The 17,971-nt window shown below is 60.8% G+C and carries 22 protein-coding genes; 4 read left to right on the top strand and 18 right to left on the bottom strand.

From position 1 onward, the window contains the following. Genes CL546_RS08290 through CL546_RS08255 form a run of 8 tightly spaced genes read right to left on the bottom strand, consistent with a single transcriptional unit; the run spans position 1 to position 5,909 of the window. Positions 1 to 969, bottom strand: coding sequence for an LpxL/LpxP family acyltransferase (locus CL546_RS08290; RefSeq protein ID WP_290494083.1), 969 nt, complete (start codon positions 967 to 969; stop codon positions 1 to 3). Continuing rightward, the gene (locus CL546_RS08285) at positions 927 to 1,676 is read right to left on the bottom strand and encodes a glycosyltransferase family 2 protein (RefSeq protein ID WP_290494082.1); all 750 of its coding nucleotides are present in this window, start codon (positions 1,674 to 1,676) and stop codon (positions 927 to 929) included. The genes CL546_RS08290 and CL546_RS08285 overlap by 43 nt, the downstream gene beginning before the upstream one ends. Next, positions 1,673 to 3,364: an AMP-binding protein gene (locus CL546_RS08280; protein ID WP_290494081.1), complete on the bottom strand. Its 1,692-nt coding sequence runs from the start codon at positions 3,362 to 3,364 to the stop codon at positions 1,673 to 1,675. Before CL546_RS08280 ends, CL546_RS08285 begins: the two co-directional genes overlap by 4 nt. Further along, positions 3,361 to 3,912, bottom strand: a complete 552-nt coding sequence (locus CL546_RS08275) for a COG4648 family protein (RefSeq protein ID WP_290494080.1) — start codon at positions 3,910 to 3,912, stop codon at positions 3,361 to 3,363. Before CL546_RS08275 ends, CL546_RS08280 begins: the two co-directional genes overlap by 4 nt. Beyond that, positions 3,913 to 4,161, bottom strand: coding sequence for an acyl carrier protein (locus CL546_RS08270; RefSeq protein WP_290494079.1), 249 nt, complete (start codon positions 4,159 to 4,161; stop codon positions 3,913 to 3,915). It abuts the gene before it with no gap. Between the two features lie 5 nt (positions 4,162 to 4,166). Further along, the gene (locus CL546_RS08265; protein WP_290494078.1) at positions 4,167 to 4,424 is read right to left on the bottom strand and encodes a phosphopantetheine-binding protein; all 258 of its coding nucleotides are present in this window, start codon (positions 4,422 to 4,424) and stop codon (positions 4,167 to 4,169) included. After that, positions 4,366 to 5,205, bottom strand: coding sequence for a lysophospholipid acyltransferase family protein (locus CL546_RS08260; protein WP_290494077.1), 840 nt, complete (start codon positions 5,203 to 5,205; stop codon positions 4,366 to 4,368). Before CL546_RS08260 ends, CL546_RS08265 begins: the two co-directional genes overlap by 59 nt. After that, positions 5,202 to 5,909, bottom strand: a complete 708-nt coding sequence (locus CL546_RS08255; protein WP_290494076.1) for a beta-ketoacyl synthase chain length factor — start codon at positions 5,907 to 5,909, stop codon at positions 5,202 to 5,204. The genes CL546_RS08260 and CL546_RS08255 overlap by 4 nt, the downstream gene beginning before the upstream one ends. A gap of 243 nt (positions 5,910 to 6,152) precedes the next feature. On the opposite strand from CL546_RS08255, the gene dtd reads away from it, so the two are divergent. From dtd to CL546_RS08235, 4 genes are all read left to right on the top strand, one after another. Beyond that, positions 6,153 to 6,590, top strand: a complete 438-nt coding sequence (gene dtd / locus CL546_RS08250) for a D-aminoacyl-tRNA deacylase (protein WP_290494075.1) — start codon at positions 6,153 to 6,155, stop codon at positions 6,588 to 6,590. Positions 6,591 to 6,754: 164 nt separating this feature from the next. After that, the gene (locus CL546_RS08245) at positions 6,755 to 7,237 is read left to right on the top strand and encodes a DUF3015 domain-containing protein (protein WP_290494074.1); all 483 of its coding nucleotides are present in this window, start codon (positions 6,755 to 6,757) and stop codon (positions 7,235 to 7,237) included. A 105-nt stretch (positions 7,238 to 7,342) separates the two neighbouring features. Continuing rightward, positions 7,343 to 9,166, top strand: a complete 1,824-nt coding sequence (locus CL546_RS08240) for an Lnb N-terminal periplasmic domain-containing protein (RefSeq protein WP_290494073.1) — start codon at positions 7,343 to 7,345, stop codon at positions 9,164 to 9,166. Continuing rightward, on the top strand, positions 9,145 to 10,101 hold the full coding sequence (locus CL546_RS08235) for an alpha/beta hydrolase (RefSeq protein ID WP_290494072.1): 957 nt from the start codon (positions 9,145 to 9,147) through the stop codon (positions 10,099 to 10,101). The genes CL546_RS08240 and CL546_RS08235 overlap by 22 nt, the downstream gene beginning before the upstream one ends. A gap of 158 nt (positions 10,102 to 10,259) precedes the next feature. On the opposite strand, the gene tatC is transcribed toward CL546_RS08235, so the two are convergent. From tatC to hslV, 10 genes are all read right to left on the bottom strand, one after another. Next, positions 10,260 to 11,006: a twin-arginine translocase subunit TatC gene (gene tatC / locus CL546_RS08230; protein ID WP_007151253.1), complete on the bottom strand. Its 747-nt coding sequence runs from the start codon at positions 11,004 to 11,006 to the stop codon at positions 10,260 to 10,262. Then, positions 10,999 to 11,379 (bottom strand): Sec-independent protein translocase protein TatB, encoded by a 381-nt coding sequence (tatB, locus tag CL546_RS08225; RefSeq protein WP_290494071.1) that lies wholly within the window; start codon positions 11,377 to 11,379, stop codon positions 10,999 to 11,001. The genes tatC and tatB overlap by 8 nt, the downstream gene beginning before the upstream one ends. 58 nt (positions 11,380 to 11,437) lie before the next feature. Beyond that, positions 11,438 to 11,683, bottom strand: coding sequence for a Sec-independent protein translocase subunit TatA (tatA, locus tag CL546_RS08220; RefSeq protein WP_290494070.1), 246 nt, complete (start codon positions 11,681 to 11,683; stop codon positions 11,438 to 11,440). Between the two features lie 51 nt (positions 11,684 to 11,734). Continuing rightward, positions 11,735 to 12,070: a phosphoribosyl-ATP diphosphatase gene (locus tag CL546_RS08215; protein ID WP_290494069.1), complete on the bottom strand. Its 336-nt coding sequence runs from the start codon at positions 12,068 to 12,070 to the stop codon at positions 11,735 to 11,737. Between the two features lie 93 nt (positions 12,071 to 12,163). Then, a complete protein-coding gene (locus CL546_RS08210; protein ID WP_290494068.1) occupies positions 12,164 to 13,768 on the bottom strand; it encodes an AarF/UbiB family protein in 1,605 nt (534 codons plus the stop codon). Beyond that, positions 13,768 to 14,463 carry a ubiquinone biosynthesis accessory factor UbiJ gene (locus tag CL546_RS08205; RefSeq protein ID WP_290494067.1) on the bottom strand — a complete coding sequence of 232 codons (696 nt, stop codon included), beginning with the start codon at positions 14,461 to 14,463 and terminating at the stop codon, positions 13,768 to 13,770. The genes CL546_RS08210 and CL546_RS08205 overlap by 1 nt, the downstream gene beginning before the upstream one ends. Further along, positions 14,460 to 15,236, bottom strand: coding sequence for a bifunctional demethylmenaquinone methyltransferase/2-methoxy-6-polyprenyl-1,4-benzoquinol methylase UbiE (gene ubiE / locus CL546_RS08200; RefSeq protein ID WP_463671038.1), 777 nt, complete (start codon positions 15,234 to 15,236; stop codon positions 14,460 to 14,462). The genes CL546_RS08205 and ubiE overlap by 4 nt, the downstream gene beginning before the upstream one ends. Position 15,237: 1 nt before the next feature. After that, positions 15,238 to 15,933, bottom strand: coding sequence for an FFLEELY motif protein (locus CL546_RS08195; RefSeq protein ID WP_290494066.1), 696 nt, complete (start codon positions 15,931 to 15,933; stop codon positions 15,238 to 15,240). Positions 15,934 to 16,043: 110 nt separating this feature from the next. After that, positions 16,044 to 17,393 (bottom strand): ATP-dependent protease ATPase subunit HslU, encoded by a 1,350-nt coding sequence (gene hslU / locus CL546_RS08190; protein WP_290494065.1) that lies wholly within the window; start codon positions 17,391 to 17,393, stop codon positions 16,044 to 16,046. 2 nt (positions 17,394 to 17,395) lie between these two features. Continuing rightward, positions 17,396 to 17,938 carry an ATP-dependent protease subunit HslV gene (gene hslV / locus CL546_RS08185; protein ID WP_007150844.1) on the bottom strand — a complete coding sequence of 181 codons (543 nt, stop codon included), beginning with the start codon at positions 17,936 to 17,938 and terminating at the stop codon, positions 17,396 to 17,398. Positions 17,939 to 17,971: the final 33 nt, after the last annotated feature.

The raw sequence follows: 17,971 nt of genomic DNA, 5'->3' as shown, positions 1-17,971 counted from the left end.
TCAGAGGGTATCCTGATGCCAGAAGTCGTAGAAGTTGAACCATTGCAGTGGATAGCGCAGGCACTGTGCTTCCAGCTGCGCGGCATAATCCTGAATGTAGCCGGCCATGGCTGTGTCGCGGTCACGGCGGGGCAGGATAATGCGGTCGGCCAGGGGCCGGAATTCAATCTGGAAATGGTTTTTTTCGCGGGTGCAGAACAGGGTCAGCACCGGGCACTTGAGCAGGCTGGCGAGAATGAAAGGGCCTTGCGGAAAGGGGGCCGGCTCGCCAAGGAACGGGGCGGGCACAGTGCGTTGGCCGCCACTGAGCGGCACCCGGTCGCCCATGATGACCACCAGTTCGCCGGCATCCACCCGTTGCTGTAACAGGATGGCGGTAGCCGGACTCAGTTCGCTGACCTGAATCAGCGCCAGGTTCACGTTGTCACTGATTTCGCCCAGCAGGCGATTGAATTTTTCCGCATGGCGGGTGTGCACCAGCACATTCAGGCGGATGTCGTCGCGCATTTGCGACATGGCCCGGCACACGTCCATGTTGCCCAGGTGGGCGCCGATCAGTACGCCGCCGCGGCCGGTGTCGAGGATGCGTTCCAGTGGGCTGCGGTCGGGAATGTGGACCTGTTCGAAGGTGATATCGCCGCGCCAGGCAGCAAATTTATCGACCACAGCGGCGCCGAACTGCATAAAGTGGCGCAGGCTGGTGCGGCGGTCGGCGACCACGGTGCTGTTGGGATGTTGCGCGATGCGCTGCAGATAATTGGTGCTGGCGGCGCGGGCCTTGCCATGGCTGAGCCAGTAATAGAGCACCACGGCGTTGACCAGACACAGGCACACGGCGCGGCCCAGCAAGCCGTAGGTGGCCAGGATCAGGCGCATGCCCCAGAACACGCCGCGCTCTTCAAAATGGAACCAGGTCTTGCCGTTACTCATGTCAGCCGCCGCCCCGGAATTCGTCGCCACAGGATCCATGGCAGGCGCACCAGCATGCCGAAAAACAGGCGGGCGTGCATGTTGCTGATCAGCAGGTTGTCTTTCAGCAAGCGGAAGTGGGAGAGCCCGTTTTCCGGATACTGGACGGCCGTGGGCAGGTTGATGATGGGCGTGCCCTGCCAGTGCAGGCGGACCAGGATTTCGCAGTCGAATTCCATGCGTTTGCCCAGGGCCACACGGTCGATGATGGCCAGGGTGGGGACCAGTGGGTAGACCCGGAAACCACACATGGAATCGCGAATATCCAGCGACAGGGTGTTGATCCAGACCCACACGTGGGTCAGGTAGCGGCCATACAGTCGGCCCTTGGGCACGGAGGCATCGTATTGCGGTGTGCCGGTGATCAGCGCATTCGGGTTGGTGCGGGCGGCGTCCAGAAAACGGGGCAGGTCGGCGCTGCGGTGCTGGCCATCGGCATCAATCTGCAGAGCGTGGCTGAAACCGAGCTGGCGGGCCTGGCGCAGGCCGTCCATCACCGCCGCGCCTTTGCCGCCATTTTCCGTGCGCGTGTACAGCGTGATGTGTTCGGGATGGCCGTTGGCCAGCTGTCGCAAGGTGCGGGCCGTATCCGCATCGCTGCCGTCATCCACTAATATTACCGGCAGCCCGAACGGTTGCAGCTGCGCCAGTACACCGGCCAGGGTGGCGCCATGATTGAATACCGGAATCACGATGCAGGCATTCATGACGGGCTGTCCGGGTGGAACACCAGCCGGCCGCTGCTGTGTGGGCGGTCATCGTCCAGGCTGCGAAAAGCAAACAACAGCTTGCCGCTGTCCGGTTTCCATTCCAGCTTCAGTTGCACCGGGTTGCCGGGGGTGATCAGGCTGTTGAACTTGATGACTTCCAGGTGGCTGAGGGTGCCGGGCAGCGAAAAGTGTTGCCGGGCAAAGCCTTCGGCCCAATCGATTTGTACCACGCCGGGGAGCACGCCTTGCTGGGCAAAGTGGCCGCTGAACCAGGGCAGGTCGTGGTCGATGGGCAGGGCCAGGGTAACGGTGTTGTCCGCGAGGTCGGGCTGGGGTTCTGCGGGTAGCGGCTCGGGCAGCAGGGACTGGCTGCTGGTGAACAGAGCCTGCAACTGCGCCAGCGGGCGTTTGCCCTGGGGGGTTTCCGGCAAGCGCGCCACAAAGCGCCACCGGCGGGGCAGGCCCACGGCATCCACGTGCGGTGCCAGGTGCGCGCGCAGCGTTTGACTGAGCGCGCGACGACCCTGTTCGGCCAGGACCTGTCTACCGGTGGCGGTCAACACCACGATGGCGCCCAGTCGCTGGTCGGGCAGCACGATGACATCGGCTTCGGCCACCCACTCGGCGTTGTTCAGGGCGCTGCGCAGGGTGTTGAGCGACAGGCGCTTGCCTTCAATTTTCACGATGCTGTCCTTGCGGGGGCCAAGCCGGAAACGGCCGTTGGACTGCTCTTCTATCTGGTCATCCAGCGGGCAGGGCTGGCCGTCCGGAAGATGGGGGGAGTGCAGGGTGGCGCGCCCGTGTTCTGTCTTTACATGGATGCCGGGCAACGGTGCCCAGCTATCGTCATCCGGTTGCTGGCAGCGCCAGGCGATGCCGCCGGTTTCGCTGGAGCCATAGACTTCAGTCACCGGTTGGCCATGTTGTTGTGCCATCTGCAGGGCGATGTCACGGGGCAGTGGGCCGCCGGAGGAAAAGATCGCCTGCAGCGGTGGAGTTTTTTGCCAGGGCAGATCGTGGCGTAGCCGTTTCAGGTGCGCCGGGCTGGCCACCCAGGCAGTAGGCTGCGACTGGGCCCGGGTGAGCAGGCTGAGAGGGTCCTGCAGCTGTTCGCTGACCAGTGGACGACCGCTGGCCAGGGGCCATAGCAGCCGGAACAACAGGCCATAAATGTGCTGGTGACTGACGGTGCCTGCGAACACAGTGTCGGCGGTGAGCCGGTGGCCGAAGGCCTGTTCCAGGGTGTCCAGCTCATTAAGGAGCTGGCGGTATTGCTTGTGGATCGCCTTGGGTTCGCCGCTGGAGCCAGAGGTGAAAATTACCAGTTCGGCGTCCGGGCTGGCGTTGCCGAGAGTCAACGTGTCGCCATTGGGTAGGGGGGTGGGTGTTTGCCATTCGCCCAGGAAGCCCTGGCAGTGATCGGCCAACGCGGCTTCGGTGGCGGGCAGATTATTGCCGGGCAACCAGGCGCTGCGCCCGGTTTGCCACAGGGCCAGCAGCGCCACCAGCGTTGGGTAGGCGTGACCATGAAAGACCGCCCAGTGGCGCGCCGGGAGTGTGTCCAGCTGGCCACTCAGTGCGGCCACATCCGCGCACAGCTGCTCGCCCCGGATGGGCTGGTTCTGGTGCCAGCCAATCAGATGGTCATCGGCTAATGAGGGGAACAGGTGAGTAAGCATCATCATGGCGCGGGTTGTTTGCGAATACGCAGGCGCAGCAAAAATTCACCGCCGAACAGGGTACCCATCAGTAGGTAGCTGATAAGGCCGTTGTACAGGGTCCAGGTGGCCAGGCTGCTGTACAGGGCGGTATAAGCCGCGATGCTGCCGTTGAGCACAAAAAAGCCACACCACACCTGGGTCACCCGGCGGGTATAGCGTACGCCGCTGGGGGGCAGGTCTGGCTCTTTCAGTCGCGCCAGGCGTTCGATCAATGAGGGCGGAAACAGCAAGGTCCAGCTGAATAGGCCAAGCATGACCAGGTTTACCAGTACCGGGTAGAGACGCAGCGTGGTCAGATCATCGCGCCAGATTGCCACCGCGCTGAAGATCAGCAGCACCAGGCCCACCGGCAGGAAACGGCGTTGCCGATCAGCCAGCAGGCGCAGGCCGATAATGGCGGCCAACGCGGCGGCCATTATCCGTGGCGAAACGTGCTGCAGCCCATAGTAAACCGCCAGCGGGTAGGCCACAGTGAGGGCGATCAGCAGGGTCAGCAAGGTGCCGCGCAGCATTCAGTCTTCCAGCAGTTTCTGTACGGCGATCACCACGTCATCAATGGTGCGCACGCTTTTGAAGTCTTCCGGTTTTACCTTGCGCCCGGTGACTTCCTTGATTTTTACCACCAGGTCGACGGCGTCGATGCTGTCGATATCCAGGTCGTCATAGAGCTTGGCATTCGGCTGGATTTGCTCCGCGTCCAGTTCAAACATGTCGACCAGAATGTCGCGCACCAGCGGAAAAATATCGTCATAGTTCTGCATGGCTATCACCGGTTCTCTTGTACAAAAGCCGCCAGGGCCTTGATGCTGGCAAAGTGCTGACGGGTTTCTTCGTTGTCTGCATCCATTTTTACGTCGTAGGTCTTGGCAATGGCCAGACCCAGCTCCAGCGCGTCGATGGAATCCAGGCCCAGACCGTCGCCAAACAACGGGGCTTCGCTGTCGATATCTGCGGGAGTGATATCCTCAAGATCCAGAGTGCTGATAATCAGCGCCTTGAGTTCGTGTTCCAGGGTGTCGCTCATCGGCGTTGATCTCCTCGTTGAAGTACTGTTCCAGAAAACGGGTCAGGCGGCGCACCGCCAGGGGGGAGGCGCCGTCATCCTTGAAGGGGGCCAGCGCGATATCGTCCTGCACTTGCAGGTCCATGGTGAAACGCCGCGCCGGTATCCGGTACCAGGGTTCGGCCTTGGTCAGGGTGGTCGGGGTGCAGCGAATGGTCACCGGGCTCAGGCGGCAGTTGGCGCGCAGGGCAATATTGGCGGTGCCGCGCTGAAACCGCAGTGGTTCGCCCGGCCGGGTACGGGTGCCTTCCGGGAAGATCACCATGGTGCCGCCGGCGTTGAGCCAGTCCACCGCTTCGTTGATCATGGTTTCCGGGTCTTTGTTGCTGATGAAGCCGGCACCGGTGACCGGCCCCCAGGTAAAGGGGTTATTGAAGAGCTGGTGTTTGACGATGCAGTTGGCGTGGGGGATCCGGCTGATCAGGCAGACCACATCAATCAAGCTGGGGTGATTGGCGATGACCAGTTGCCCGGGTTGGTTCAGCTTGTTTTCACCGCGCAGCTGCAGGCGCATGACTCCCAGGCTTTCCATCAGCCAGATATGCAGCCGAAACGCGGTGTGCACGATGAACTGGCTGCGCTGGGCCCGCTTTTGCTGCGAGCCGGGCAGCAACCGGCTGAGTGTCATCAATACGGCGATCACCAACCCGCCAGCGCCAAAGCCGGCAAAGCTGATGGCGGTACTGACCAGGCGCAGGCTTTTCGGCAGCCCCGGGGTTTCGGTTTGCGAGGTTGAACTCATAGTCTCTCCAGCTGCCAGCCGCTGCGTTGACCGGGCAGGGCAATATGCGTGTCGCTCCGGGCCAGGGCGCGGGCCAGGTGCGGCCCCTGCGCGACTGTGTCGGGGCTGGCTGGCCCGGGACTGAGCCGGAAGCGGGGGCCGTCGCCGCCCAGCAGCAGGGCAATGGCCCAGGTAAAGGGCTCGCTGTCACCGTAGGGCAGATAGTATGCCGGCAGGGGGCCGTCGTAGACCAAAACCAACACGGGTGTGTCGCCGTCCTGCAGGCAGGCCGCTTCCAGCAACGCGGAGCCCAGCCCTTCTTCGCCCAGTGCCACGCTGCTGACCGGTTGCTGGTTGCCCAGGGCAATGCTGAGCTGGCCGCCAATAGCATTATGGACGGACAAGCTGAAGGTGGCCGGAGACAAGGGCTCCCGATCGGCCAGATTTTCCAGCAGGGTCTGGGTACGGGCGATTTCGCCATGCCGGGACGCGAGCACGGTGGGCAAGGTGCTCACGTCATGCTGCTGGGCAATTTCGTTGACCACATGGAAAACGCTGCGGGCAAGGGGAGACAGGCGCCGCCGTTGCAGTGCCGGTAGCCAGCTCACATCTGGCTCTCCCTCCCCTGGGGGCTGGCCCGGCACCCAGCGTGCCCATTGCGGCGGGCTGCTTATCCCTGGCGCCCAGGCGGCCCAGTGGCTCACTGTGATGGTCAGTTCTGGCATGGTTCCCCGACTGCTCGCACCGGGTGTCATGCCGACCCGGCGAAATGAACGACTAAAAGCAGATGTTTATAATGATTTTCGAGTGTCTGCTGTGCCCCGCATTGCCCGTTCCCTGGCGTTTGGAGGCACGTTGCGGCCCCAGCGGCATGGCAAATCGTTGGGGGCGCTTGTCCAAGGGGCGATTATACATACCCTTGTTCCTCTAGGCACACAGCCAGAATCCCGTTCAGTCAGCAGGTGAATATGAAAGTTCTTGTTCAGCGATGTCGTGAGGCCCACGTGGTTGTGGCAGAGGAAACCGTTGGCGCGATTGGCCACGGGATGTTGTTGTTGGTGGGGATCGAGAAGGGTGATGACGATGCGGCCATTATGCGCATGGCTGAACGGGTACTGAGCTATCGCCTGTTCAGCGATGCGGAAGGGAAAATGAATCTGGATATTCGGGATGTACAGGGGGCATTGTTGGTGGTGTCGCAATTTACCCTGGCCGCTGATACCCGCAAGGGCCGGCGGCCCAGTTTTAGCAGTGCAGCGGTACCGGCGGAGGGGCGGCGGCTGTATGAGAAATTTGTCGAGGCGCTGGAAGAAAAGCATCCATCCGTAGCGACGGGGGAGTTCGGCGCGGATATGCAGGTGCATCTGGTGAATGATGGCCCGGTGACTTTTATGCTTTCGGTGTGACGGGCGTGCCGTTTTATCGATTGCAACGGCATACGCCTTGTTTATGATGAAACCAGCCGCAAAGAATGCGGCGGGGACGTAAGCGGTCTCGCAACGCTGATGATTGGCAGTGAAGACCAGCGCGCTCCCCCTAGGATTCTAAATAAAGACTGGGAGATTTCAGGATGAAAAAGACACTTATCGCTGCCGCTCTGCTGGGCGCTTCAACATCGGCCATGGCTGTGGCTCCGGGTGGTCCGGGCTGTGGTTGGGGCAATTTGCTGTTCGAAGGTAAATCCGGCATGCCCATGCATCTGTTGGGTGTCACCTTTAACGGTTCGACCGGTAACGCTACTTTCGGCATAACCACAGGGACTAACGGTTGTGATACCAGCGGCGCCCTGACTTACAGTGGCCAAAGCCTGCTGGGCATGACGGGTGTAATGGAAGAAGTGGCGCAGGACATGGCCACCGGTGATGGCGAAGCCCTGACCGCCCTGTCTGTTTCCATGGGTATTCAGGCTGAAGACCGTGCACGCTTCAATGCGCTGATGCATGAAAACTTCGCGACCATTTTCCCGAACCAGGACGTGACCGCTGCCGACGTAATGGCAAGCATCACTGACGTAATGAAGCAGGATCAGGCGCTGTCCAAGTACCTGGCCTAATTGGCAAAAAGTTCCATCAGGGCCCCGCTTCTGGCGGGGTTTTGTTTTTTTGATCCTCTTTTCTGACACTGTTGTCGGCTTGTTAATCTAGACGGATGAATCCGGATGCGCACTGGTCTTTTCTGTGTGCTGCTGTGCTGGTTTATGCCGGCGTTTGCTGCAACCCCTACCTTGGCCGAACTGGCGGAAACTCCTCGCTGGCAGGCGTTATTGCATATCAACCCCGGTGCGACTCTGCGTGACAAACACCAGAGTTATGTGGATGACGATACGTTTTTTCTCGCCGATTCCGGGAAGACCGACCCGTTAGCCGAGCTTGAGGCCACCGAGAGGGCTCTTCATGCGGCGGGTTCCCTGGCGCGTTGCCGTTTTCCGGCGCGCTATCGTTTTCTGTCTGAGCACCTGGGTTGGCAGGAGGAGGCACCCTTTTCACACTGCGCTGACTACAACGAATGGCGCGGCGCGATTCATGCCAACCGTGCGGTGCTGGTTTTCCCCGCAGCCTATTTGAACAGCCCTTCGTCCATGTTCGGACATACCTTGCTACGCCTGGACCAGGGTGAAGACAGTGCGGTGTGGCTGTCCTGGGCGGTGAATTTTGGTGCGGTTTTCACCGAAACTGACAATTCGTTTTTCTATATGTATCGCGGTTTGGCTGGCGGCTACCCCGGCCGTTTTGCGTTGGTGCCCTATGTGCAGAAGATTCAGGAATATTCGCACATGGAAAACCGGGATATGTGGGAATACACCCTGGATCTTGATCAGACGGAAATCGATTGGCTGATTGATCATCTCTGGGAATTGAAAGACATCAACTTCGATTACTACTTTTTTGATGAAAATTGTTCGTTTCGCCTGCTAGAGCTGGTGGAAGTGGCGCGTCCGGGATCCGAATTGCTCAGCGAGTTGCGGTTTGCCGAAGTGCCGGTGAACACAGTGCGCGCGCTGGATGAACGCGACATTATTAACAGCCGCCATTATCGGCCCTCCAAATCCGTAGAGTTGGATAATCTGCGCAGGCAACTGGATGGTGCGCAGCAAAAACTGGCAAGGGCGCTGGCGGATGACCCTGACCTGGCCGAATCGCCTGCCTTTAGGGCTGAACCGGAAGAAACCCGGGCGATTATGGCGGCGGTGGCTTATCGCTACATCAGGCTGACCCATCGCAAGGAAGAGCGAACCCCGGATGTGGCGAAACGCTCCTTTGCGCTACTGACGTTGATGAACAGCCTGCCCGCCGCACCGGTACCGGAAACCGAGAACCCCGAGCCACCGGAAAAAGGGCACGGCACCCAGATGCTGGGGGTTAGTGGTGGGCAGCGCGAAGGCGAGCAGGATTTTGGCGAGCTGACTTACCGGCTCACCTACCATGATTTGCTCGACAATCAATACGGCTTTCTGCGCGGGGCACAGATCGAAGGGCTGGACCTGACTTTGCGTAGCACCGAGTCCGGGCAGGTCAAGCTGGAAGAGCTGGACGTGGTGAGCATCCGTTCCCTGGCACCGCGAAACCGGTTTATGAAGCCTCTGAGCTGGTACGTGGAAGGTGGCCTGGAGCGTGCCTGGGCGGGTCGCCGCCGGCTGGTGCGTTACATGCAGGGTGGTGCTGGCGGCAGTTGGCTGTGGGGGAACTGGCAGCCGTATCTGTTAACCAGCGTGCGAATGGAGAATAATAGCGAGTTCGGCACCTTCCTGACCCCGGGGGCCGGTCTGGACACGGGCATTTTGTATCACCGTGGCGACTGGCAGTGGCAGTTAGGTAGTGTGGGGCATTATTTCACCAACGATGAATATCGATACACCTCCCAGTTTGCGGTGCAGTGGGCAATGACCCGCCAGCACGGCTTGCGCGCTTCGCTGGAGCGCGAGAACAGACGGGGCGGTTACGATGACGAGTTCAAACTCCAATGGCGATGGTATTACGATTAAGCGCAGCGTTGCTGCTGGGCCTGCTGCTGGCAGGGTGCAGCAAACTGTTTTTCTACCCCATGTCTCCGTGGGTGCAGAACCCGGAAAACCAGGGGTTGCAGTACGAAGATATTGTACTGATACATCCGCGCGGCATGCGTATCCACGGTTGGTGGCTACCGGCGGCCGATGATGCGCCGGCCCGTGGCACGGTCTATTTTCTGCACGGTAACGCCCAGAATATCAGCACCCATCTGGCCAATGTGCAGTGGCTGCCGGCGCGGGGCTATAACGTCTTCCTGCTGGATTACCGGGGCTACGGGCTGTCGGAAGGCAAGCCGCGGCTGCCGGATGTTTTCGATGATGTGCAACTGGGACTGGACTGGCTACGCCATGCCCAGCGCACGGAAGGTGCGCCGTTGGTGGTATTCGGGCAGAGCCTGGGTGCGTCCATGGCCGCCAGCGTGTTGGGCGAAGAGGCCAATGCCGGGGCGGCAGATTGCGTGATTCTGGAGGCGGCGTTTGCCAGCTACAGGGATATCACCAGCGATGTGATGAAGCGTAGCTGGTTGCTGTGGCCACTGCGCTGGATGGTGGTGCCTACCATGCCGGACCGCGCACTGGACCCGGAGGCGCGGGTGGCTGACATTGCGCCGACGCCCTTGCTGGTGATGCACAGTGAAGATGACCCGGTGATTCCCTACGCCCACGGCGAGCGGCTGTATGCCGCGGCGGCGCAACCCAAAACCTTCCAGAAACTGCGTGGCGGACACACGGAAAGTACCCGGGATCCGGCGGTGCAGCAGCGTTTGGTGGATTTCATGCAGGACAATGATTGTGCTGCCAAGGTGACGAAAGCGAAAGAGGTGCCCGAGTCGTCCGGCGAGGGTGAGGAGCCGCCAGCGTTACCTGTGCCAGCGCCCATTTCCACGCCGGACAGTGGCTATCGATTCTAGTGGGCTTTGTAGGTTGAGTTAGCTTTGGATGTAGGATTACGCCTTTAGGCTAATTCGACCTACGGATCTACAAATGTAGCGGCACAGAGAGCCTAAAGGTGTAATCCGACATTGGGCTGACGCCCCCCCCTCCCTGCTCAGGGGACGGCTTCAATCTCCTAGGCGGGCGGATTCTCTGCCTGCTTCTTTACCATCCGGGCTGCGAGCAGGCCCATCTCGAACAGAAACCACATGGGAATCGCCAACAACGTTTGGCTGATGATGTCCGGCGGTGTCAGCAGCATGCCGATCACGAAGCAACCCACCACCACATAGGCGCGGGCCTTGCTGAGTTTTTCCACCGTGGTGGCCCCGGTACTCACCAGCAGCACGATGGCAATGGGCAACTCGAACGCCAGCCCGAAGGCCAGGAACAGCGCCAGTACAAAATCCAGATAACTACTGATGTCCGTGGTCACGGCCACCCCTTCCGGGGCGATGGCGGTGAAGAACTGGAACATCAACGGGAATACCACGAAATAGGCAAAGGCGGCGCCGCCATAGAACAGCAGGACGCTACTGGCCAGCAGCGGTATTGCCAATTTTTTTTCATGCTTGTACAAACCGGGCGCCACAAAAGCCCAGGCTTGGTGGAGAATGAACGGCATGGCGGCGAAGACGCTCAGGTACAGAGTCAGCTTGAACGGCGCCAGAAAGGGCGAGGCCACGCCGGTGGCAATCATGTTGGTGCCGGCAGGCATGGCGTCCATCAGCGGTTTGGCCACCAGGGTGTAGAGCTCGCGGGAAAACGCGAACAGACACAGGAAAACGATAAAAATGACGACCATGGCCTTGAGCAGGCGATTGCGCAGTTCCAGCAGGTGGGCAATCAGCGGCTGGCCGGCGTCGTTGCTGGCATCAGTCATTGCGAGTGGAGTCCTGGGGCTGGTCGTTTGTACGCTGGTCGGCGTTATTCGTGTTCAGGGTGTCGCCAGGGGCCTGTTCGTTGCGCGGTGCCCGTGAGCGGGCGATCTGTTCCGGGCTTAGCAGGCTGTCTTTGGCTTCGCGGATGCTGTCTTCATCCAGCCCCATCTGGCGCATCTGCTTTTCCATGCGCTCCTGCATGTCCTGGGTCACGGCTTCACGTTCCAGCTCGTTCTTCAGGTGGTTGAAGGTAGAGCGGGCACGGCCGATCCAGTGACCGAGGGTGCGGGCGACGGTGGGCAGTCGCTCCGGCCCCAGTACCACCAGGCCGATAATGAAGATCAGGGTGAGTTCGGCAAAGCCGATATCGAACATCGCAACCTCGGTTTAGCAGGATTTGGTCCGGACTGTGTCGCCGAAAAGGCGCCAGGAATCAGGCCTTGTCCTTTTCCTTGTTCTGTTCGGTTTTTTGCTCGGCTTGTTGCTCGTTATCAGGCTGCTCGTCGTCAGCCAGACGTTTCTGCTCCTGCTCGTCTTCGCCCTCTTTCATGGCGCTCTTGAAGCCTTTCACCGCACCGCCCAGATCACCGCCGATGTTGCGCAGTTTCTTGGTGCCGAACAACAGGACCACGATGGCCAGAAGAATCAGTAACTGCCAAATGCTGATGCCGGAAAACATGGCTTTCTCTCCGAAAAAGTAGGGGCCGCGTTAATGTGCGTTAAATGTGCGTCAGTGTTTGCTGCTGCGTGCGGCTTTCTCATCATGGCCGGACAGGCCAAAGCGCCGTTGTAATTCTGCCAGAACCTTGTCCGGGTGTTCGCCCAGTTTGGCTAACATCACCAGGGAGTGGAACCACAAATCGGCGGTTTCGCTGATCAGCGCCTGGTTGTCGCCACTGACTTCGGCATCCCGGGCGGCAAGAATGGTTTCCACCGCTTCTTCTCCGACTTTTTCCAGGATCTTGTTCAGGCCCTTGGCGTAGAGGCTGGCCACATAGGAACTGTCCGGGTCGGCGCCCTTGCGCGATTCCAGTACCTGGTGCAGCTCGCTGAGTATCTCTGACATAGTGTATTCCTTATTGCCCGGGCCCGCAGGGGGCCCAGTTTATCAGGGTGCGCAAAGGCGCCATAGGCACTTTTTTCTTTGCGGCACCGGCTGTCAGCGGCGCCAGCTCCAGCTTCCCAGAAGCACGGCAGCGCCGGCCAGCGCCCAGCTGTAGGGATTGGCCAGCCACAGGGCGGCGCCAGCGCAACCGAGCCCGGCGAGCCCGGCAAACAGCTTGTGGCGGTGGCGCACCAGTTGTTGTTCGAAACGCGCTTCCAGGCGGTCCTGCTGGTAGGGCAGGTCGCGCAGGCTTTCCAGTCCATCGCGCAGCAGGTCGGGCATATCGGGAAGCTGTGCGGTCCATTCGGGCAGGCGATTCTGCAGTTTCTTCAGGGTGGCGCTGGGGCCGTATTCGGCCAGCATCCAGGCTTCCAGCAATGGCCGCCCGGTGTTCCAGATATCCAGCTGCGGGTAAATGCTGCGCCCGAGCCCCTCGATGTGCACCAGGGTTTTCATCAGCAGGATGTACTGCACTGGCATTTCGATATGGTAGGCGCGAACCATATCGAACAGCTTCATTATCAGGGGCGCGAATTCCAGTTGATCCAGCTGGGCGGAGCGGACGGGCTCGATGATATCGATTACTGCCCGTTCAAACCGGGGCCGGTCGATGGGGGCGGTATTCCAGCCAGCGCGGATCACCGCATCGACCAGCGCGCTGTAATCCTCGCGCATCACCGCCAGCACCATGCGCCCAAGCACGTTCAGGTCGTCTTTGGACAGGCGCCCGGCGATGGCGGCGTCTATCGCCATGTACTGGGGCGACTCCGGGTGTTCAGGATTAACGAAGATATTGCCCGGGTGCATGTCCGCGTGGAAGAAGTTGAAGCGGAACACCTGGGCGAAGAAAATCTCCACGCCACGTTCGGCCAGCACTTTCGGATCGATGCCGGCGGCCTTGATGCGCTCGATATCGTTCACCGGAATACCATGGATGCGGTCCATGATGATCACGGTGGGGCTGGAAAGCGCCAGGTGAATGGCCGGGATATGCAGCAGCGGGCTGAACAGAAAATGCCGGCGCATGGTTTCGCTGTTGCGCGCTTCGGCGGCCAGATCCAGCTCGCCGAGGATGATGTCCCGGTAGTCCTGTACCACCCGGGCCGGGCGGAAATAGCGCGCATCGCGCCACAGGCGCTCCAGCCAGCGAGCACCAAAGGCCATGACTTTCAGGTCCCGTTCCACCACCGGGCGAATGGTGGGGCGTAGCACCTTGGCGACCACCTGCTGGCCGTTGTGCAGGGTGCCAGCGTGTACCTGGGCTACCGAGGCGGCGGCCATGGGCTGGGTGTCAAAGTCGCGGAACACCTCGTCAAACGGTTGCGGCAGGCTGGCTTCCACCAGAGCCTTTGCCTGCTCGCCGTCGAACGGCGCGACCTGGTCCTGCAAACGGGCGAGGGCGGCGGTCCACTCGGGCGGCAGCATGTCTTGGCGGGTGGCCAGCAGCTGGCCGAATTTGATGAAGATCGGGCCCAACCGTTCCAGTGCTTTTTGCAGGCGTTCGCCTTCGCTCAGCTCGCCGGTGCCGAGCCAGCTGGCGGGCACCAGATACTGGAGGACAAGGAACAGGCTCTTGGCCGGATGCGCGGGCAGCAGGGATATCAGCCGGTAGCGGCAGATCACATGGACCACCACCAGTATGCGGGTAATCGGTGGCATCAGTGGGGTGCGCTCCCGGAATCCTGTGGCGATGAGGACGAAGAGGGTGATGCGGACGGCGCGCGGGTTTTCAGCCGCTGGATGCGGGCATCCAGGCGGTCCACGTCCATGCGCAGTTCATCCACGTCCTGACCGAATTCGTAAACGTCACGGCGGCTGGGGATCAGCCCGGATTCGTTGCCCACATAATCGCCCAGTTGTTCGGTGAGGCGGGTGGCGGCTTGCTTCGCCCAGCCGAACAGACGGCGGGCATTGTAATCCAGTTGTTGGGCCAGTTCGGAGCCGGTAATGGGCTCCAGGATCGCGCCCCAGTCAATCTGCAGGTCGTTGGCGATCTGTTGTAGCTCTTGCAGAAAATCCCGGTTGCCGGTGATATCCACCGGCCCGCCGATGACGCCGGGCCGGGTCTTCCAGTTCAGTAGCAAGGAGGCCAGGTCCATGGGGCTGCCTTTCACTGCCACGTCCGGGGTGGCGTCGCTGCGGTGGTAGAGCTCCACACCGTCTTCCACGATCAGTCCGTAAATAGCCATGGGGGGCAGTGTGACTTCAATGGCAATCAGGCGCCCGGCGTGGACGGCCAGGCGATCGGCGCTGGCCGGATCGGAACGCAGGGCGGTGTTGATGGCTCGCTCCACGGTGGCCAGGGCGGTGGTGGATAGCAGGCCAGGAGAGCGTGACTGGTCTTTCAGGCTCAAAACTTGAATCCTCTGTGCAGGGCCACGATGCCGCCGATCATGTTGAAATATTCGGTGCGGGCAAAGCCGGCGGTGTCCATCATGCCCTGCAGAGTGTCTTGGTCCGGGTGCATGCGGATGGATTCTGCCAGGTACTGGTAGCTGTCGGCGTCGTTGACGATGAGCTTGCCCAGTTTGGGCCAGACGGCAAAGGAATAGGTGTCGTAGGCCTTGGCAAGATGTTTGTTGGTGGGCGTGGAGAATTCCAGCACCAGCAGGCGTCCGCCGGGTTTCAGCACGCGCAACATGGAGCGTAGCGCGGCGTCCTTATCAGTGATATTTCGCAGCCCAAAGGCAATGGTGATGCAGTGGAAGCTGTTGTCTTCAAACGGCAGGCACTCGCCGTTGACCTGGGTGACCTGGGTGTTGTGGCTGCAGCCGGCATCGAACAGGCGGTCGCGGCCCACGTCCAGCATGGCATCGTTGATATCGGCCAGCACCACCTGGCCGGTTTCGCCGACCAGCCGGGAAAACTTGATCGCCAGGTCGCCGGTGCCGCCAGCCAGATCAAGGACTTTGTGGCCCGGGCGAATGCCGGCCAGCTCAATGGTCATGCGCTTGAGAATGCGATGGCTACCCATGGAGATCAGGTCGTTCATTACGTCGTACTTGCCTGCCACCGAGCGGAACACGCCAGCCACTTTCTGCTGCTTTTCTTGCCACGGCACCTGTTGATAGCCGAAGTGTGTGACCTTGTTGGCGTCTGCCACGTCGTCGCGTGTGTTGTCGTTCATGTCAGTCCTCGAAAGGGGCAGGGTGATGAGCAAATACGCGTTGCATGATGGTCTCTTCGCGCGCGGCCAGCTGTTCCAGCAGCAGGCCCACGCTGGGCACGGGCTTCATCACCCGGAAGCTGCGATCCATGAAATCATACAGGTTCGCAAAGCCCGCCGCATGGGCCGGTTTGCGAACCATTCGGAAGGTGGCGTGGAGCATGCGTGAGCGGATATAGCGATCCAGTCGGTGGCCGAGTTCGGCCACCAGCTGCAGTTGCCGCTGGCGGTCGTCCTGGTGGGCCGGTTGGCGGAAGCCGGCCAGGTAGATCGCTTCATTGATGGGCTGATCGAGCTGATCGGCGAGGATGTCGGTAACCGCTTCGTCCAGTTCCTGGGTAAGGATGGCAGCTTCCAGTGCGGCGGTAGAGGTGGCCATGACCTTGTCGGGTAGCAGTTTCATGGCTTTGGGCAGAGCGCGGCGGATTTCCCGCGCTACCGGCAGCAGCTCGCGGCCACCGTAGACTTCGTCCAACAGGAAGCGGATGCCTTCGGCGGTGACCGGGTCATCGAGAAGGTGGGCATGGGTGTGCCTGAGGCGTTCGCCTTGCCAGTCCTGGAGCCGACGCAGTCGTGCCACAAAGATCGCATCGTCGCCGTGCTGGCGCAGCGCAAAAAAACGTTCGAGATAGTGTTGCAGTTGTTCGCCGGCGGTCATGGTGTTCCCTCCGGCGGGGATAATAGCAAAGAGAGGCGCAGGCAGGCACCACGCATCACGCTGCCACGCAAAAGCGTGGTGCGTACTGCGTGAGGCATGCCCGCGTTTATTTACAAAATATACCGGCTCAGGTCTTCGTCGTCGGCCAGTTCGCCTAGGTAGCGATCCACGGCTTCGGCGTCCAGTACCAGTGGCTTGTCGTGGTACTGGGTGGCCAGGGAGTCGGCGTCGAAGCTGATTTCTTCCAGCAGCTTTTCCAGCACCGTGTGCAGGCGCCGGGCGCCGATGTTTTCAGTGCGTTCGTTGACCTGCCAGGCCACTTCTGCAATGCGGCGGATGCAGTCGTCGGTGATCTCCAGATTCAGGCCTTCGGTTTCCAGCAGCGCTTTGTATTGCTCGGTGAGTGAGCAGTTGGGCTCGGTGAGAATGCGCTGGAAATCGTCCGGGCTCAGCGGGCTCAGCTCCACGCGAATGGGCAGGCGGCCCTGCAGTTCGGGGATCAGGTCGCTGGGGCGAGACAGGTGGAAGGCGCCGGAGGCGATAAACAGAATGTGATCGGTTTTCACCATGCCGTACTTGGTGGAAACGGTGGAGCCTTCAATCAATGGCAGCAGGTCCCGTTGAACCCCTTCACGGGACACATCAGTGCCGCCGCCTTCACCACGCTTGGCCACTTTGTCGATTTCATCGATGAACACGATGCCGTTGTTTTCCACCACGTCGATGGCCTGCACTTTCAGTTCGTCTTCGTTGACGAAGCGGGCGGCTTCTTCGTCACGGATCAACCGATAGGCTTCGCGGACCTTGAGTTTCTGGGTCTTGCGCTGCTGGCTGCCGCCCATTTTGGAGAACATCTGCTGCAGCTGGCTGGTCATTTCTTCCATGCCAGGGGGCGCCATGATATCGACGCCGCCGGGCTGGCTGAGCAGATCGATTTCGATTTCCTTGTCGTCCAGCTCGCCTTCGCGCAGTTTCTTGCGGAAGATCTGGCGGGTGCTGTTGTCAGTGCTGGCGCTGGTGGTATGGCTGCCGTCGTCGCTGCGGGCGGGAGGGAGCAGGGCATCGAGGATGCGCTCTTCTGCGGCATCATCGGCCTGGCTGCCGACGCGGGCAATTTCCTTGTCGCGCAGCAGTTTGATGGCCATTTCCATCAGGTCGCGAATGATGGATTCCACATCGCGGCCCACGTAGCCCACCTCGGTGAATTTGGTGGCTTCCACCTTGATAAAGGGGGCGTCAGCCAGTTTGGCCAGGCGGCGGGCGATTTCGGTTTTGCCCACCCCGGTGGGGCCAATCATCAGGATGTTCTTGGGGGCCACTTCTGCGCGCATTTCGGCGGGCAGCTGCATGCGGCGCCAGCGGGTACGCAGCGCCAGAGCCACGGCTTTCTTGGCCGCGTCCTGACCGACGATGTGGCGATTGAGTTCGGAAACAATGTCTTTGGGTGTCAGGGAAGCCATGATTAACCGTCCAGCTCTTCGAAGGTGTGGTTGTGGTTGGTGTAAATACAGATGTCACCGGCAATGGTGAGCGCCTTGGCGACGATGTCGCGGGCTGGCAGATCGGTATTGTCCAGCAGGGCGGTGGCCGCGGATTGGGCGAAGGGGCCGCCGGAGCCGATAGCAATCAGGCCATCTTTTTCCGGCTCGATCACGTCGCCGTTGCCGGTGATGATCAGTGAGCTTTCCTTGTCGGCTACTGCCAACAGGGCTTCCAGCCGGCGTAGGGCGCGATCGGTGCGCCAGTCCTTGGCCAGCTCCACGGCAGCGCGGACCAAATGGCCCTGATGCTTTTCCAGCTGGGCTTCGAAGCGTTCAAACAGGGTAAAGGCGTCGGCGGTGCCGCCGGCGAAGCCGGCAATCACCTTGCCGTGAAAAAGCCGACGAACCTTGCGGGCGTTGCCCTTCATGACGGTGTTGCCCAGGCTGACCTGGCCATCGCCACCGATAACCACGTTGTTACCTCGGCGGACAGAAACAATGGTAGTGCCGCGATACTGCTCCACGGGAATTCTCCTTTTTACGCGTAGCAAAGGAAG

It is taken from the genome of Alcanivorax sp. (assembly GCF_002726155.1).
Lineage (GTDB): Bacteria > Pseudomonadota > Gammaproteobacteria > Pseudomonadales > Alcanivoracaceae > Alcanivorax.
Note: the sequence above shows the minus strand (reverse complement) of the source record. Positions and strands in the feature narration are given on the sequence as shown.

What these genes read in the sequence shown, in the direction of transcription:
- dtd (WP_290494075.1), top strand. Translation starts at nt 6,153, where the DNA reads ATGAAAGTTCTTGTTCAGCGATGTCGTGAGGCCCACGTGGTTGTGGCA.
- CL546_RS08255 (WP_290494076.1), bottom strand. Translation starts at nt 5,909, where the DNA reads ATGCCAGAACTGACCATCACAGTGAGCCACTGGGCCGCCTGGGCGCCA.
- hslU (WP_290494065.1), bottom strand. Translation starts at nt 17,393, where the DNA reads ATGGCTTCCCTGACACCCAAAGACATTGTTTCCGAACTCAATCGCCAC.
- CL546_RS08265 (WP_290494078.1), bottom strand. Translation starts at nt 4,424, where the DNA reads ATGAGCGACACCCTGGAACACGAACTCAAGGCGCTGATTATCAGCACT.
- CL546_RS08210 (WP_290494068.1), bottom strand. Translation starts at nt 13,768, where the DNA reads ATGCCACCGATTACCCGCATACTGGTGGTGGTCCATGTGATCTGCCGC.
- CL546_RS08240 (WP_290494073.1), top strand. Translation starts at nt 7,343, where the DNA reads ATGCGCACTGGTCTTTTCTGTGTGCTGCTGTGCTGGTTTATGCCGGCG.
- tatA (WP_290494070.1), bottom strand. Translation starts at nt 11,683, where the DNA reads ATGTTTTCCGGCATCAGCATTTGGCAGTTACTGATTCTTCTGGCCATC.
- tatB (WP_290494071.1), bottom strand. Translation starts at nt 11,379, where the DNA reads ATGTTCGATATCGGCTTTGCCGAACTCACCCTGATCTTCATTATCGGC.
- CL546_RS08290 (WP_290494083.1), bottom strand. Translation starts at nt 969, where the DNA reads ATGGATCCTGTGGCGACGAATTCCGGGGCGGCGGCTGACATGAGTAAC.
- CL546_RS08245 (WP_290494074.1), top strand. Translation starts at nt 6,755, where the DNA reads ATGAAAAAGACACTTATCGCTGCCGCTCTGCTGGGCGCTTCAACATCG.
- CL546_RS08260 (WP_290494077.1), bottom strand. Translation starts at nt 5,205, where the DNA reads ATGAGTTCAACCTCGCAAACCGAAACCCCGGGGCTGCCGAAAAGCCTG.
- CL546_RS08285 (WP_290494082.1), bottom strand. Translation starts at nt 1,676, where the DNA reads ATGAATGCCTGCATCGTGATTCCGGTATTCAATCATGGCGCCACCCTG.
- CL546_RS08215 (WP_290494069.1), bottom strand. Translation starts at nt 12,070, where the DNA reads ATGTCAGAGATACTCAGCGAGCTGCACCAGGTACTGGAATCGCGCAAG.
- tatC (WP_007151253.1), bottom strand. Translation starts at nt 11,006, where the DNA reads ATGACTGATGCCAGCAACGACGCCGGCCAGCCGCTGATTGCCCACCTG.
- ubiE (WP_463671038.1), bottom strand. Translation starts at nt 15,236, where the DNA reads ATGAACGACAACACACGCGACGACGTGGCAGACGCCAACAAGGTCACA.
- CL546_RS08270 (WP_290494079.1), bottom strand. Translation starts at nt 4,161, where the DNA reads ATGCAGAACTATGACGATATTTTTCCGCTGGTGCGCGACATTCTGGTC.
- CL546_RS08280 (WP_290494081.1), bottom strand. Translation starts at nt 3,364, where the DNA reads ATGATGATGCTTACTCACCTGTTCCCCTCATTAGCCGATGACCATCTG.
- CL546_RS08275 (WP_290494080.1), bottom strand. Translation starts at nt 3,912, where the DNA reads ATGCTGCGCGGCACCTTGCTGACCCTGCTGATCGCCCTCACTGTGGCC.
- CL546_RS08235 (WP_290494072.1), top strand. Translation starts at nt 9,145, where the DNA reads ATGGCGATGGTATTACGATTAAGCGCAGCGTTGCTGCTGGGCCTGCTG.
- CL546_RS08195 (WP_290494066.1), bottom strand. Translation starts at nt 15,933, where the DNA reads ATGACCGCCGGCGAACAACTGCAACACTATCTCGAACGTTTTTTTGCG.